General features: G+C 67.7%; 4 protein-coding genes. All 4 read right to left on the bottom strand.

The window, feature by feature from the left end; all coding sequences use genetic code 11:
- Positions 1-29: 29 nt before the first annotated feature.
- From KXC43_RS16975 to KXC43_RS16960, 4 genes are read right to left on the bottom strand one after another with little or no spacing between them, the layout of a single operon-like run.
- Positions 30-2,174, bottom strand: coding sequence for a UvrD-helicase domain-containing protein (locus tag KXC43_RS16975; RefSeq protein WP_221377000.1), 2,145 nt, complete (start codon positions 2,172-2,174; stop codon positions 30-32).
- Positions 2,174-8,509 (bottom strand): DEAD/DEAH box helicase, encoded by a 6,336-nt coding sequence (locus tag KXC43_RS16970; protein WP_221376999.1) that lies wholly within the window; start codon positions 8,507-8,509, stop codon positions 2,174-2,176. The genes KXC43_RS16975 and KXC43_RS16970 overlap by 1 nt, the downstream gene beginning before the upstream one ends.
- Positions 8,506-13,206 carry an Eco57I restriction-modification methylase domain-containing protein gene (locus KXC43_RS16965; RefSeq protein WP_221376998.1) on the bottom strand — a complete coding sequence of 1,567 codons (4,701 nt, stop codon included), beginning with the start codon at positions 13,204-13,206 and terminating at the stop codon, positions 8,506-8,508. The genes KXC43_RS16970 and KXC43_RS16965 overlap by 4 nt, the downstream gene beginning before the upstream one ends.
- Positions 13,203-16,106, bottom strand: a complete 2,904-nt coding sequence (locus KXC43_RS16960; protein WP_308129124.1) for a helicase-related protein — start codon at positions 16,104-16,106, stop codon at positions 13,203-13,205. The genes KXC43_RS16965 and KXC43_RS16960 overlap by 4 nt, the downstream gene beginning before the upstream one ends.
- Positions 16,107-16,148: the final 42 nt, after the last annotated feature.

Here is a 16,148-nt window from a genome sequence, read left to right as displayed (position 1 = left end):
AGAGAAGGCCTCGTTGCGCATAGTTGCCGCTATGGTGCTGTCGTCCTTCGCTGTATCACGACTAGCTCGTCGCGGGCCCGAGTCGCTGCGACATAGGTCAACGAACGGCTTCGGAGTTCTGCGTCCGCGCGTTCGGACGGTTCGAGCTTGGCAAGGCGTTCCGTCTCCGCCGGTGATGGTTTGCCGACGGCGAGTACGACCTTGGAGAACTCGGTGCCTTTGGCGCGGTGCATGGTGAGTACCGGCACGCGCCCGGCCGGTGGACGGTCTCGGTCGACGGCGCGGGCATCGATTCCTGCCTCGGTTAGGGCGGTGGCGACGCGGTCGCGGTGGTATCGGTCTGGAACCAAGACCGCAACGTTCTCCTCGGGATCGCCTGCGTCAAGCCAGATTTGTACGTGACGGACGACCGCGGCTGTTTCTTCGGCCAGAGAATCGACGGTCTCGACGACGGGTGCTGGGCCGGTTCGGGCCGAACGGTAGCCAGTGCTCTCCGGTTCATCCTGCAGGTCGACGTATTGACCTCCGGCGAGGATCGTCATGGCGTAGTGAAGGTTCTGCGCTGTGGTTCGGTAATTGAGAGTCAATCGCTGAGAGCGGCCGACGATGGCGACTCCGTACCGCCCAAGGACCACACGGGTGCCATAGATGCGCTGGTGGGAGTCTTCGGCGACGAACAGATCGTCGGGGTGCTCACCGACGACGGCACGGAGCAGGAGCCAATGGGCGGGTGAAAGGTCTTGGCCTTCGTCGACGAGCACGTGGTCGGCGGGAGGCCCCCCGGCCGCCGTCAGGTGCGCTGCGGCTACTACGGCTGCTTCAGTGAAGTCGAGACTGCCGTCCGCTCGGCACCGGGACCGATATGCCTCGATCAGCGCCCAGACGGCCCGCCGCTTGGTGCGGTCCAGAGCCACCCCCCTGCCTGGTCGGCGTACGCGCATGTAGCCCACCTCGTCGTGCACCTTGTTGGGCAGGACGACGTTCGCGTACTCGGCAGCAAGGAACGTCTCGTTGGCAAGCTCGTGCGGAAGCACGGTGCCGGTCGATTCGACGACTTCCCGCCACTGGGTCGGTGCTGTGCGGGCCATCGGCGTCGTGCGTTCCTCCCCGAGCACCTCCCGCATCGCCGGGACGAGACCACGACCGGCGGTTCGGAGTACGGCGGACGCGAGCGCGTCCACCCCGGTCACGTACACGCCGGGCTGGCCGAGCGTCTTCGACTGCGGCGCGCGTGGGTCGAGTTGGGTGAGGCTGTCACCCAAGGCTTCGGCGAGGTTGGTGGTGAAGGTGGTGAGGACGATCCGGGCGTCCGGGCTGCGCCGAGCGAGGGCGCGGGCCCGATGGAGCAGCACGACAGTCTTGCCGGTGCCGGCCCCGCCGGACAGGCGGAAGGGGCCGCTGTAAACACGGTCGACATAGCGGCGCTGCTCGGGATGCAGGAAGATGCGCCAGGCGCTGAAGTCGCCGCCTTCGATGACCCGGCGCAGTTCCTCCTGGTCGTCGATGAACGCATACTGCAGTGCGGCGGCCGGCCGTTTGAGGGATTCCAGCACATCGGCGTCGTCGTCGCCGGACGTGGCGGCCTTCTCCAACTGCATGCGTCGGACGATCGCGTCGATGGCGTCGCCAGCGGCCAGGTCCACGAGGATGCTGCCAATCCAGCCGTCGTGGCGTTGCGCGAGGTCGAGAATGCCGTCCTCGTCGAGGGCCGTCAGGGCGCGGGCGACGACCTCCTCGGGGAGTCCGAGCCGTTCGACGAGATCGGTGCGTTCGTGGCCGAGCCTGGCGAAGAGCGGCTCGGCGGTAGTCGCGGGGACGGGCGGAACCGGCGCTGGGGCGGGTGCGGGCTCGATCTCCTCGATCTGAGGCAGACCGTTGATCGGATTGACCTTCAGGCGTACGCGTTGCGCGATGGCGATGGCGTCGTCGTGCGGCCAGATGCCGTGGATGACGTAGTGGGTTTCACCCTCGCCGTCGAGGCGGAACATGACGGCCCGCCAGAACTCGTCGACTCGGCCGGTGCGCACCCGCGGGTCGGTGCTGTGGTGGATGGGCTCGACGTGCAGGCCGGGGGTGGCGTCGTCGATGCTGAGCTTCTGCAGGAAGGTCATCGCCTTGCCACGGATCGAACCGTCGATCTTGCTGGCCAGTTTTCCCATGATGATGGTCGGCATCAGTGTCCTTCGTCCGTGGCAGCGGCGGAATGCGTCAAGGCGGCGACGACCTCGTCGGGTGTGGGCTCGACCAGGTGCCAGCCGTGGCGGGTCAGGTCAGTGCGGTCCTCGGGCGGCATGTGCGGGAACGCCACGGCGATTCGTACCGTCGGCCAGCAGATGTCGAGCGGGATACCGTCCGGGCCTTCCGCGCCGATGGTCGGCGGTGCGACGCCGTGATCCGCCAGCGCGGCGATCAGTTCCTTCTCGGCCTGAGAGAACGCGGCTTCGTACAGGTCGGCCCAGGCGCCCATCGGCCGGTGCGACTGGGCAGTGTCGGGTCGGCCGTCGATCGGTGCGATGAGGCTGGTGGTCGTCACGACGGTCGGCCAGTCACGTGGGCCCAGCGCGGTCGCGAGACGAAGCCAGGAGCGCCAGTAGCCGGCGTGTTTTTCGTCGAGTACCTCGTCCCGGTCGTCGAGCACGACCGCGACCTCGACGACGGCCGTGGGCCGCATTTCGACGACGGCTGCGAGGGAACCGTTTCGATGCAGGTGTACGCGCCGTTCCCCGCCGGGCGATTCCTCACCGAGCAGGACAGCCCGGCCGACCTGGGCCAGCGTGACGTCCGGCGGGATCTGGACGGGCTGGGCCCCGGCGGACAGGAACATCGGCACAGCACGCGCCACGGCCTGGACAGCGGCCGGATTCGGGTCGCACACCCAGCCGATCAGCCAGTCGACGAGTCCGCGGCCCAGCACTTTGTAGACCTCCGGTGGCGCCTGGAAACCCGGCACGTTCATCAGGCTGCCCGCCAGTCCCGCGTTCCACCACAGGGGGGCGGTGTGGGTGCCGGCTTCGGCTTCGGCGATGTCGGCGCTGGTGAGGGCGACCACCAGCATGCCCAGGTCACGAAGGTTGGCGCGTTTGGTGGCGTCGTCGGCGAGCCGGTTGACCGAGGCGGTGGCATGGTAGGCGCGACCGTCGGTGAAGATCGCGACGTCGGGCACGTTTGTGTCGTTGGCCTTGAGCAGGAAGTCCGGCCGGGAGTCGGCGACGTTCACCTGCGGGGTCAGCGTCCAATGTCGAGAAGTGCCGGGAAGGGTGAAGCGGGCGACGTTACCGACGGGCGACGGCGTCTCGGTCACTGCCGCTCCGCACCGACGCAGCCGGCCCAGGAAAACCCGATGGAACGCACGTTCCAGATGAGATTCCGGTTCTTCGTGCGGGGCCACCTCGGTCACCGTCCACGTCGTGTCCTCAGCCGTCTGCTCATCGGGAGACAACCCGAGCAGGGTGCGCAGATGCCGGTCGGCAGAAGCCCGCGACACCCGGCGGATCACTCCCGGTGGAGTGAAAGGTAGCAGGCAGCGATGGCAGGCGAGACGCTCCTCGATGCGGCACTCGCAGTCGCGTACCCGGTTCCAGGCGAGGATCAGCAGTTGGCGGAACTGTTCGGGCTCGGCGAGGCCGGCTAGATATCCGGTGCCACCCGGCACCGTGTCGTGCAGCAGGATCGCGTCGTGATTGTCGCGGCCGTCGGTCAGCGTCGGGTCGACGACCTGCTCGACCCGGATGTGGTCGGGCTGCCCGCCCATCTGCTCGCGCAGGCCCAGCAGCAGTGCCGCCGACAGACTCGGAACGGCGAAGTCGTCGCCGAGGCTGACCGTGTGCGGCAGCCGGACCAGCAGACCCTGGGTGCGCAACGTCCGGGACAGAGCGACGGTGCTGGTCATCTCGCTTGGCGAGGTGCGGTAAGGGCACCAGGGCCGGTGTTCGTGCGGCCGGTTTCGGCCGCTCTCGGTGTCGCGTTTGCCGCAACCGGAGCAGACTCGGAACAGAGTTCCCTGTCGTTCGGCCCCAGCGATGGTTCGGGTCTGTCCGTGCCCAGACGGGCCGAGATTGAGCCAGCGGATGTCTACCGAGCGCAGATGGCTGCAGCCCAGCCCGACTCCGGCGGTAAACCAGCGCCGGGTCACATGGTCCGGGTTCACGTCGACGGTGGTGACGACCTGGAACGCCACCCGGCCCCGCTCGTCGCGGCGGTCGGAGATGGCCACCTCGTCGCGGCGCAGTTCGGCCGAGACCCTGGTCAGTTCCACCACGTCGAGACGCTGCCCTGTGTCGTGGATGCCACGGCTCCCGCAGCGGGGGCAGGAGACGGGGGTGGCCTCTTGGCCGGTCTCAGTCAGATCAGCCCCGTGACCACAGTCTGGGCAGAACGCCCACGGCCGGATCGAGGCGCCGTCCAAGCCGAGATCCACGGCGTCGATCTCGATCTCCCAGCCGCGGGCGTAGAAGGTGGCCCCGGGCGCGAACTCGCGCAGGGCCTGCGCCGACCCTCGTTGGAACTGGGCACTGTCGTAGCGATGCTTGCCGTCGTCCGGGTCGATCCAGGAAAGCCCGACGTCCAATGTGACGGTGTCGTCGATCAGCGTGTAGTTGGGCAGCAGGCCATACTCCTCCAGCACACCGATCCAGTGGCTGCTGCGCAGGTGAGTGAGCTGACCGCTGGTCAACTTCCGAGTCGCGTGCGCCGAGCGCAGCGCCTGCCGGTCGTCGTCGGTCACCGCGGGTGACTGGGCACGCGCCTCCAACTCGGGAAGCAGTTCGACGATCTTCGCCCGGCGCTGTTCGAGTTCCGTGACCGTCCGTTGCCATCGCTCGCTGGCTTCCCCGGCGTGCCGGGCGAAGCCGCTGCTGCGTGGGCCACCCTTCGCCACCAGCCACTCTCGTAGCCCGGCCACCACGTCGACCGGTAGGTCGGTGAAGGTGGCGACGAACCGGGGAAGCTCCTCTTCCCAGGACTCTTCGGCACGCAACACCAGGTCACCCAGGAAGGTTCCCGGTGCATGAGACCCGATGGCCCCCGCGGCCTTGGTCGGGTGTCGCCGACTCTTGTCCCGGGCGAACCCGTCGATCAGGTAGGCGGTGTACTGGCGCCGCAGGATCTCCTCCGCCGCCAGATAGGTCGCCGGTGGCCGCACCTCTCCGTCGATCACCGACAGCGGGTCGCCGAGCTTCGGCAGATGCTCACCACGGCCGGTCACGAACGCCAGGTCGAAGGCGTTACCGGTGAGACGTCCGGCCCGGCCGACCCGCTGAAGGTACGAGGCGACAGTGCGAGGCAGCGACGCGAGGAAGACCGCCGACAGGTCACCGATGTCGATACCCATCTCCAGCGTGGGCGTGGCGACCAGCACGTTCGGTGACTGCGGACTGGTCGCCGAGCCCCTGAACCCGTCCTCGTAGGCGAGGCGGGTCTCGTCGTCGAGCAGACTGGTGTGCTCCCGGGCCACGACCCGCCGCATGTCCGGGGACGCATAGAGGCGGCGATAGAAGTTGTCCGGCAGCGGCTGCGCCTGCAGCCGCCCCCGGCACCGTACGTTCAGACAGGGTGCCCCGGAGAGTTGGGCGACGGTGGCGATGCCGCCGGGTGTGCCGCCCCGGCAGGTGTCGCAGACCAGCAGATGCCGCCCGGAGTCCAGGTCGATCTCAGCGGTCGGGGCCACCACGACACCGGAGGCGGGAAGGGCGTAGACGGTGGCCCCGGACTGGCTGGTCGTCGTGGAGAGCACGCCGTCCCTGGCGAGCCGCTCGAATAGCATCCGGGCGAGCCTGCCACCGTCGAGCGGGGAGACGTCCAGCACCCGCGACGTCCAGCGGGCATACCAGGATTGGGACGACGTCACCGGGTCGAGGTGGGAGTAGTTGGTCGGGCCCGGCGAGCCACCGACCTTCGGGTACGCCGGTCGTGGCCGGTCCCGGGGGAAGGCCGGCATGCCGTCACCGCGTGGTCGGCCACCCCAGATCGACCAGTCCCGGCCGTCCTCGGCGCGGTACCGGTCGAACCACGGGTGCTCGATCGCGCCCTGCGCCCGCATCCGGTCCAGCACGCCGCGCACCCACTGCACCAGCGTGTCGTCGCCGACCCCGTTCGAGCCCAGCCGCTCCTGCCAGGTGGTGCCGCTCAGCGCGGCCCGAGCCAACCCGGCGATGCGAGCCGGCAGACCCGCCTCCACCTCGACCGCGACGGAGCCGGTCAACTCCAAGGTGCGGCCGATGCGGGAGTTCAGCCCGAATTCCAGGGCCGCGTCCAGAGCCAGCCGCTTGCGTACCCGGGAATGCACCGACGTCTTCACGGCACGCTGCCGCTTCGCCTGCCAGAACGGGACGAACGACTCCCGGTCGGCGCAATCCGGGGCCAGGATCCGATAGCGCCGGACCGGGTCGTCACCGGCCGCCGCCAGCACCTCCTCCACCAGCCGGTCGAGGGTCAGCGCCCCCTCGGCCACCGCCTCGTGCAGCACCGACCGCAGGGTCAGGGTGTGCGACCGCGCCTGCACGAAACCGGCCCGATGCGCCGCGTCCTGCACCGAGTCGGTGAAGACCAGCGCCTTCTTCTCGTCGGCAGCGAGCTTCGGGGCCCCGAAAAGGGTGGACAGCGACACCGACAGCAGCGTCGCAATGGCACTGCCCAGAAATCGGATGCCGTCCTCCTGCCCGCACGACGGGCACGTGTCCTTGCGACTGGCCTCGTCGGCACCGTCCCCGACGTTCGTCAGCACCGGAAGAGTCCATCCGTCGCGCAGATCCTGGTCGTCCACGTCGACCCGGTTCAGCAACTCCCGGCTGCGAACCGCGAACCACACCAGACCCTCGATCGGCGAGTCGCTCCCGGTCGTGGCGGCGGCCTCCGCCGGCGCGTACAGCAGGGGCCGGAACCGGCCCTCCCGGGTGGCATGTCTCCGTCGGATGCCCTCGTCGTCGGGGGCCAGGCTGTCGCCCACCGGCGCCAGACCGACACCCCACCCGGAACGTCCGCAATGTCGGCAGAAGATCGCCGGAAACGACGGATGGGCCTCCTCCGCCTCGTCACCCGCGGCCGCCGGGCCGTCGTCGCTCCACCGGAACCGAGCCGTCGCTGCCGCAGCCCGATCGACACGGGTCAGCTCCCGCACCCACAGGTGCGCCTCGACCGACAGCGCCTCCAGGCCGACGACCTTGCGCACGTGCCCCAGCATCGCCAGCACCTGCGATAACAACGCCTCGGCCTGCTCCGGCTCGTCCTGCGGACCGAACACCCGGGCCGTCAGGTCGCCGAGCGCGACGGCCTGACCAGCTGTCCGCGCCAACTCGACCACCAACGGATGCGCATGGCACAGCGCCGACAACAGATCCGGTGGAACCTGGGCGATCTTCTCGTCAGCCACCCCATAGAGAAGACCCAGGACGGCGTACGCGGCCTCGGCCCCGGAGGCGTCCACGCTCACCTCGAGCAGCGGCCGCAGGCCGGAAGCACGCAACTGGTCGACGGTCGAAGGGGTGAAACCGGCCGCCGCGACCGTCTCGGCGGCACCTTCCACCCACTCCGGCAGCCCTAGCCGAGTCTCGGTGACCACCGACGCCGAGTCGAAGCGCTCCCCGAACACCGTGTGGGCGAAGTCCCGCATCACCGAGGGATCACCCTTGTCGCCCAACGTCGCGGATGTCGCGACCGGAGTCATCAGACCCAACGGCCGGGACCGGGCCGCATCGTCGACCGTCGGGTCGTCGTCACGCCAGTGGCTCTTGAGAGCCAGGCCGAGACGGCGCAGCAGCATCGCCACGTCGGTGCCCTGCGCGCCGTCGTAGGTGTGGAACTCGTCCAGCACCAGATAGCGCAGACTGGTCGCCGACTGCCGCCACAGCTCCTGGTCCTCGGACCGCAGCAACAGTTGGTCGAGCATCTTGTAGTTGGTGAGCAGCAGGTCGGGTGCGGTGTCCCGGACCGCGGCCCGGTCGGTGATCAGGCCGTCCGAAGTCACCGCGGTGCGCTGGGCGTTCTCCTGACCGGTATAGAGTGCAGCCGTCACCCCGGCCAGCGCCGGATGCGTGGTGAGCAACCTGGTCAGACGGGCTGCCTGGTCGTTGGCGAGCGCGTTCATCGGATACAGGATCAGCGCCTTCGTGCCGGTCACTCCGGCACGCCGGGCTCGGATCACGTGGTCGAGGATCGGATGCAGGAACGCTTCGGTCTTGCCCGAGCCCGTGCCTGTGGTGACCAGCGTCGGCAACGGCCGGCGGGGCTCACCGCCGACCGCCGACGCCAGGCGCGCGAATGCGGTTGCCTGGTGACCGTATGGCGGAAACCCCTCGTACCACTCCAGACTCGACCGCCAGCCCTCTTCGGCCGGCCGGAACGGCAGCCTCAGCCGCACGTAGGGGCCCTTGAACATGCCCGTCTCCGGGTTGGACAGGAATCGGTCCAGACCGTCCCGGGCGTCGCCGTCGGTCAGCCCGAACGTCGTCGTCAGGTAGTCGACCAGACCCTGCCGGACTCGGGCCGCCTGAAACGTCGGTAGGAGCTCGCTCACGAACGCTCCCGCAGCCGCTGCTTGAAGACCGCATACGCCTGCCGCATGTCCGCCTCACGATCCAGAGTCACGAACGGCAGCTCGTACGTGTATGTGAAGCCAGTCTGATTGGTCGCGGTACGTTCCTCCTCGGTGATCCGGTCACCCTTCTTCCGCCATACCGTGAGTACCGAGTTCGGTACGAGCCGTCCGTTGGCGTCATAGAAGTAGACGTTGCGGTCGTAGCCACGCAGCACTGCGAACTGGGTATGGTAAATCGAACACAGTTCGTCAGCAGTCAACCCCAGTATCAACGCGACCAAAGCGTCGACTTCTAACAATGCCTGACGACGGTCGGCTGCGATCCGAAGCGGCGTGTCCTGAGTCCACTCTGGGTCGACTTGCCCTAGCGGCTTCCGTCGCCGGTGCTCGAATCCGCCAGTCCAGATGTCTCTGTCGAACGCTGCCAGGTGGTTATTGCGCCACAGATCGGCGTAAGCGTTGGTGACACAGTTGAGTCTTAGCGCCCGCAGAGTCAACAGACTGCGCGCCTGAGGTTCGGTACCAATCCACGGCAGTCGTGTGATGGCAGGACCCCGGATATCCCCTTTCGGGGCAGTGCGGGTCAGGAAGTCGCAGACCAGAGACCCGAGGATGGCCTGGATTAGGCCAACATCGCCATCAGACCTGTCTGGATCGCCAGCTGAGACGATGCCGTCAACGTGGGCGGGACCAGGCGGAACGATGCTTGGAATCAACGTGCGTTCGCCCTGGTTGGCGGCCATACGGCGCCAGGCGATGCGGTAGTGGTCGCGGGCGGGATCAGGTCGGTCCTCGTCGCCCCAGTCGGTGTAGGCGCAGTCGTAGGCGTACCGGTCGCCGATGGGCTGGTAGGCGGTAGCCGGGATCGCATCAGCCGGTAGCTGCTCGAAGTCCGTCGCGGACCAGTCCTGGTTGTTCCGCATGGTCGAGTTCGGCGTCTTGTAGAGGGGCGTCGCTACGAACAGATGCGGCCCTTGCAGGATCACGTCGTCCCACGATGCCGGGACAGCCCACTCCGATTCAAAGTAGCCTTTTCGCCGATCAGTTGTCTCGTTCCAGCCCTGCGAGAAGCGAAGACCGACTTCACTCATGCGTCTGGCGCGAGACAGCTTTTCCAGAACGGCAGCAGCAGATCGATTTACCGCGTACACCATCCGGGTTCGCCGAACCGGAACCGCGTCGGTCTCCATGGTGGCATGCCAGGCTTGCAGCGTTTTGTCGGTGACATGGGTGATCCGCGAGCCGTGGGGGCGCACGTCCCAGTTGCCGTCGTCGTCCTTGAGACCAGGCTCGGGTCCAGAACCGTCGTGGGCGATGGAACGCACCGCCGTGTCGGGGTGGTACAGCCAACTCGCTTGGGTAAATGCCGGTGCATCGCGCCGAGATCCGTGCACCGTGATGCCGTAGTGCTTGTGGTCCTCGATCTCGAAGAGAATCAGCTCGTTGACGAAGTGCCAGTGGCGGCGGAGACGCAGATACAGCTCGGAGCGGAGCAGACCCGCCTTCTCGTCGGTGAAATGAGAGTTCAGGTGAATCATGCCGATCGTGCCGCGTTCCGATCCGTGCCGCCACATCACCTCTATGAAGCAGCGATAGAGGTCGGGCCGTAGCCCTACAAGGTGCGGAAATTGCGGCGCCGCGCTGACGGCGGATCCCACGCAGGATGTATCCGCGATACCGTCGATGACGAATTCCGTCATGTCGGGGAGGGCGAGCGTCGCGGTTCGCTTCGCGGTGACTTGTGCCTGACTCGGCTTGAGGGCAAGCTGCCACCAAGGGTCGCCCTCGGCGAGCAGTGCTGCGACATCGACATCGGGTCGCACCCAGGGCGGGTTACCGACCTGCAGGTCGAAGCCACCACGGGCGAAGACTGAAACGAAGTCGAGGTTCCAGTGGAAGAACCCCTGCCGTTGGGCGATACGTTCGCAGACCACCAACCACGGGTGTTTCTGCAGCACTTCGTCGATGGCCTCCGCACTGGCGAAACCGATCTCAAGAGGCTCGGCGTCGTCCAACTCGTTCCAGGTCATGCCAGCACCGAAGCGCAGTTCGACCGGCTTGCGCTTGTGCACGTCTGGGTTACGGCCCAATAGCGACTGCAGGCCCGCGATCCACTGGGTGACGGCCGGAGGTTCGATCACCTCGCCGTTCACGGTGGCGAGCGAATCGGTAAGCGGCCAGAACCACAATGCGGTCCAGGCGTCCATGGCTCGGCGTAGCCGACGGTAGGCGCCGCCCTGATCGGTGAGCGCTGCTTCGATTTGCTCACGGGTCACCGCGCCGCCGGCGGGTAGCGTTCCCGCTCCCCATACAGGGATCGACCGGCGGATCTGCTCTTCGGCGATGGTCAGTCGACGATAGGTGATCTGCCACAGTGCTTCGACGCGATGCGCGAGTTCGGCGTACGCGTCGATCTGGGTCTTGGTGGGTTTGTTTCGCGTGCAGGTCCGCCATTTCTTGAGCTTCGCGGCTGCGGCTGGCGCGAGGGCCGCGGCCTCTTTCGCGTCGGCGGCGGAGCCCCAACCGTCGGCGGGCAGCAGGAAGTGGTGGATACCGTCGGTGGCGACGCGTCCGGTGTCGATGTCTTCGATCAGGGACGGCAGCGGCACTTCGTGCGGGACGGCGCCCAGCCAGGACTTGTCGGCAACCTGGCTGCGGCGGTAGACGGCGCGGCGGGCGCCGATCAGCGAGTTACCGCGGCGCAGGTGCAGGCCGAACCAGGGCGCCGACAGGCCCTCTACCATGGTGTCCAGCCAAAGCGTGATCTCGGCGAACTCGACTGCCGTGTCGTTGAGGTCGACGCCATAGACGTTGTGCAGTGCGAGGTACGCCTTGACCTGCTGGAGCCGCTTCGGGTAGTCGTCCGGGTCGATGCGCTGGCCGAGTTCCTTCTGGCGGCGTTTGAGGTATTGGTCGGCGAGCTGGCGGACCGCTTCGATGGCGAACGCACCCGACCCCAGTGCCGGCTCGCAGATCGTCATCCGCAGGATCTCTTCGGCGGGCGTGTCCTCGGTGAGCAGCTCCTCCAGCGCTTGGCCGACGGTGAAGCGGGTCAACACCTCGGGCGTGTAGTAGGACGCCGACTGTTGGCGTTCCCGGCCGGCGAGGCGGAACACGAACGAGCCCTGCTCGTGCACCACCGGACGGGGCTCGCCGGTAGCTAGGTCGACGGTTTTGACGAAGTCAGCGGCGTCTAGATGGTCGGCACGGTTGACCGGAACGACCCAGGAGCCCTTCGAGCCGTCGCCGTTTTTGGCCACCTCGAACAGACGGGTGTCTGCGAAGAAGCCGGTGTAGGACATCAGGCCCTCGTAGACGGCGCCGAGCTGGTTGATGCCGAGTTCGGCGTACGAGATGAAGCCCCGGTCCTTGCCTCGCTGTTCCTTGCTGAGCAGCAGGTGGGCGAGCACCTGCTGGATGGCGACGTTACCCAGCCCGACCTCGTCGATGTGCGCGGTGGCTGCGGGCCGGAACAGGTCGGCCCGCAGCGGGTTGAAGGTCAAGCCCGGTGCAACTGCTGCATCCTCACCGACGGTGGCCGTCGGGCTGCCTTTGTCGACGAGCCGGAACAGCACACCCAGCGACTCGTAGAGGTGGGTGCCGTTGCGAGCCCGGGGTGTGGCCAGTTCGACCTGGACGAGTTCGCGGAGCCGGTCGAGGCTGTAGCCCTGGTCGTATTCGGGGGCACCGACCGGCAGTACTCCCAATTCCGGGGAGGCTTCGGCGTAAAGCAGGAACAGGATCCGATAGAGGAAGCGCAAGGATTGCCGGGCGAGCGGCTGGGCTTCCGAATTCGGCAGCGGCGGCAGTCCTCGGGCGCGTCGGCGGTCGACGACCTCGTTGGCGACGATCTCGATGGAGAGGCGTACGCCGTCGCGCAGGTCCTGAGAGACACCGACGGTGTGCTTGACCGACGCATCCAGCACGCCGTGCCACCACTGTTTGCCGTCGGCGTCCGGGGCGATCGATTCGGCGCAGAGGCAGGCGAGTGCCCGGTCGATCTCGCCGCCTTTCTTGGTGTCGTTGCGTTCACAGACGAGCTGAAGGTCGACGGCGAGGTAGCGGCCCTCGGCCCAGCGCTCGCGTTCGGCGAGCAGTGCCCATCGCCCGGCCAGCACGAGAGCAAGCTCGGGGGCGTCGTCGGCGACGAAGAGGGCGGACAGCAGCCGGGCGGCACTCTTGATCTCGTCGCCGTTCTCGGTCAGCTGGATCGGCTCGGCGAGTGTGACGGCGTCCCGGGCGAGTAGCTCCTCGACGGCGTCCACGGGCAAGGCGGTCAGCACAACCAGCGGAGCGGCCCCGGCAACCCCGGCCGAAGAGACGCGGGTGATCGGCCCAGTCGTGGCGGTGACCAGGCCGGGTGCGTCGAGGCCGAGGACGGTCCGCAGGGTCGTGACGACGCGGGCGGGAACACCGTGGGCGGCACGACTTCCGCTCTGGTCGGTGGCCGCGGCTGGGCCGAGGAGTTCGGAGAGGGTGGCCAGGTCGGTTTCCAGGTCCCGACGGACTGCCAGGAATCGGGAGCGGGCCGTCGAGCGCTTCTCGGCCTCTTCAGCGTCCCAGACGGAGCGGCGTTCGAGGACCTTGGCGCGGAACGACTCCTTGGTGGCCTCGGTCGTGAAGTAGTGCTCGGAGATCCAGCCTTCGCCGACGAGGATCGCGTCCGACCCGCTCACTTGTCGTTCCCTTCGGTGTCGGGCACGACCACCAGCAACGGGCGTACCAGTTGGCGGGACGGGGCCATCGATGCGGCCAGTTCGCGTTCCTCGTCGATGCGGTCCCGGTCGGCCTGTAGATCGCTGCGCCGGATCAGGACGTCGGCTCCGGCGTCCCAGGCGTCGAGTTTGCGGCGCCACTCGTCGACCCGCTGTTGTGCGTCGCGGCTCGCCGCCTCGAAGACGTTCTTCTCCAGGTAGGCCGACGCCTGCTTGACCGCGGGGCCGATCAGAGGCTGGAGCAGGTCGAGACCGGCGACGGCGCCGGGGTTGGCCCGGGAGGTGGCCCAGCCGAGTTCCTGCAGCGCGGCCTGGGCCGAGCGGTGCGGCGTCACCAGGACGAACGAGGGTGCTTCCGGATCGGGGAACTGCGCGGTCAGCCACGAGGTGGAGACCACCTGACCACGCTTGTTGGTGAGGGCGCCGAGCAAAAGGACGGTCGGAGCGTCCACCGTGCCCCGCACGGCGAAGACCTCGTTGCGGCCCAGGGCTGCTAGGGCACGGTCGGCTGCCCAGTCGAGGACCGGGTGCAGCGGACTCAGGTAATGCGCGTCGGGCCAGGTGGTGCCGGTGCGGTCGCGTAGTGCGGCGGTGAGCCGTTCCTGGCCGCGGGCCGTGGTGGTGGCGAGAACGAGACGTTCGGTGACCTTGCGGTCGGTGAGGTAGCTCTGTGGCAGTACGTCGAGGCGTTGCACCAGGTCCGGTGGCGGGACGAGTTCGGCCGTGCCGAACGCCTCGTCGCGGCGCCAACCGACGCCGCCGCGAGCCGGTGGTGCGGTCGGATCGATGAAGGCCTCTCGCAGGGCTTCCTCCAGGTAGGAGACCTCGTCGTCGTAGAGGCCGGAGCCCGCGTTGCTGGTCTCCTCGACGGCGGCCGGCGTAGTTGGCTCGACGGTCTCCAGAGCCGGACTGTCGAAAAGCTGGGCGAACATCGCGGCCAGGTCGTTACCGGCGGCGACCTCGGCGACCGGACGAATGACGTCATCGAGCTTTTTCGTGCCCGCCAGGACTGAACGGATCTCGTCTTCCTCGCCCTTGACGTCGTATCGCCCCATCAACGAGGCGACGTCACCGAGAGCGGTATGCGCCTCGTTCTCCTTTTCGATGAGCTTCGACAGCACACGGACGTCACCAGCGAACTTGCCGCTGGACGGATCGAGCACAAGGGCGGTGATCCGGGGCGGATGCTTCTGGCCGTAGCGGTCGATGCGGCCATTGCGCTGCTCGATCCGGATCAGGCTCCACGGGATGTCGTAGTGGATCAGCTGATGGCACTGGGCGTGCAGGTTGACGCCCTCGGAAGCGACGTCACCGGTGACCAGCACACGAACGGGTGCCTGCTCCTGCTTGAAGCGTTCGACCACATCCTGTTGCTCCTGGTCGGTGAGTCCACCGTGCATCAGGTCGACGGCGTTCGTGGCCAGCCCCAGGTCCTTCGGCAGGTTGCGGTGAAGCCAGCGCAGCGTCTCCAGGCGTTCGGCGAAGACCACCGCGCGGACAGACGAGTTCGGCCCGACGCCGATCTCCTTCAGGTACGCGATCAGCCGGGTGTACTTGGCCGACGGCTGCTTGATGGTCTGCTCGTTGAGTTTGCCTAGGTGGCGCAGCGCCCGTAGTTCACGCTCGGCTCGGTCGGACGGGACCTTCGAGTCCTTGGCCACACGGTCGATGCGGCCGTCGATGGTCTCCTGCAGCGCCGCCGGTGAGGAGAGGAACGCCTTCGCCAGCGTCCACGGGAAGAAGGTCCCACGCTGGCCCGAGTAAGGACTGCCGCCTTCGCCGGGCCACAACCAGGTCTGCTCCAGTTCCTCGGCGACGGCGTTCTCGGCGGGGGTGGCCGGCACGAGAATGTTGTTCGGTTCCTGGCGTTCGGCCCAGTCGGCACCGACGGCGTTTGCCACCTCGGGGCTGTGCCGATGCCGTCGGACGACGAGCCGGCGGATCTCGGTGCGGTCCAAGTCCCCGCTCGGCGGCACCGCGGACGGGTCGAGCAGGCGCACCAACTCGGCGAAGGATTCGGCCTTGCCGTTGTGCGGGGTGGCCGAGGCGAGGATCAGGGCCTCGGCGTGGCGGGCCAGCAGCCGGGCAAGTCGGTTGTTGAGGGTGGCCGCGTTCGACAGGTTGTGCGACTCGTCGATGACCACGGCGTCCCAGCGCTGTTTACGCAGGCTGGCCACATAACGGTCGGACTTGAGCGTGTCGATCGAGATGATCGCCCGGCGGTAGTAGGTGAACGGGCTCCGGGTGGCCGGCAGTTTCTGCCGAACCCGCTGGATGCCGGCGGTATCGAGTCGGACGAACGGCAACGCGAACCGGGTCCACAGCTCGTGCTGCATCTGTTCGAGCACGTGGCGGGGCGTCACCACGAGGATGCGGTCACCACGACCCCGGCGGACCAACTCCGAGAGGATCATGCCGATCTCGAGGGTCTTGCCGAGGCCGACCGCGTCGGCAAGCAGGATGCGTGGTCGCAGGTTGGCGGGGTCGAGCGCTTTACGAACGGCGGATTGCTGGTAGCCGAGAGCCACAGCCAACCCCTGGGTGGCGACGGACAACGACTGGTCGGCGAGGGGCACCGCGGTCTTGCGGATCGTCGACTCCAGCCATAGCCGGGCCGTTCGGTAACGCGGGCTCTCGTCGGCGGTGACTACTGCGTTCGCCGGGTCCAGCGGAGTGATCGTGTCCAGGCTGGTGTAGAACGATGCGACCGTGTCGCGGACCAGTTCACCCAGGCCCTGCACGTGCACGAGAGTGCCGTCGGCGGTCTCCTCGGTGGCGCGGACCAGCCACTCCTCGTCTCGGATCTCGACCACCGCGCCAGGAGCGAGCGAGCGGCGGACGTCGGGCTTCGGTGCCGTCACAGCAAGGATCTCCACTTTCCCGATTAAAGGCATATTCAGCTA

The organism is Paractinoplanes polyasparticus, from assembly GCF_019710575.1.
GTDB classification, from domain to species: domain Bacteria; phylum Actinomycetota; class Actinomycetes; order Mycobacteriales; family Micromonosporaceae; genus Actinoplanes; species Actinoplanes polyasparticus.
The sequence above is the reverse complement of the archived record's forward strand: the minus strand, read 5'-3'. Positions and strand labels throughout refer to the sequence as shown.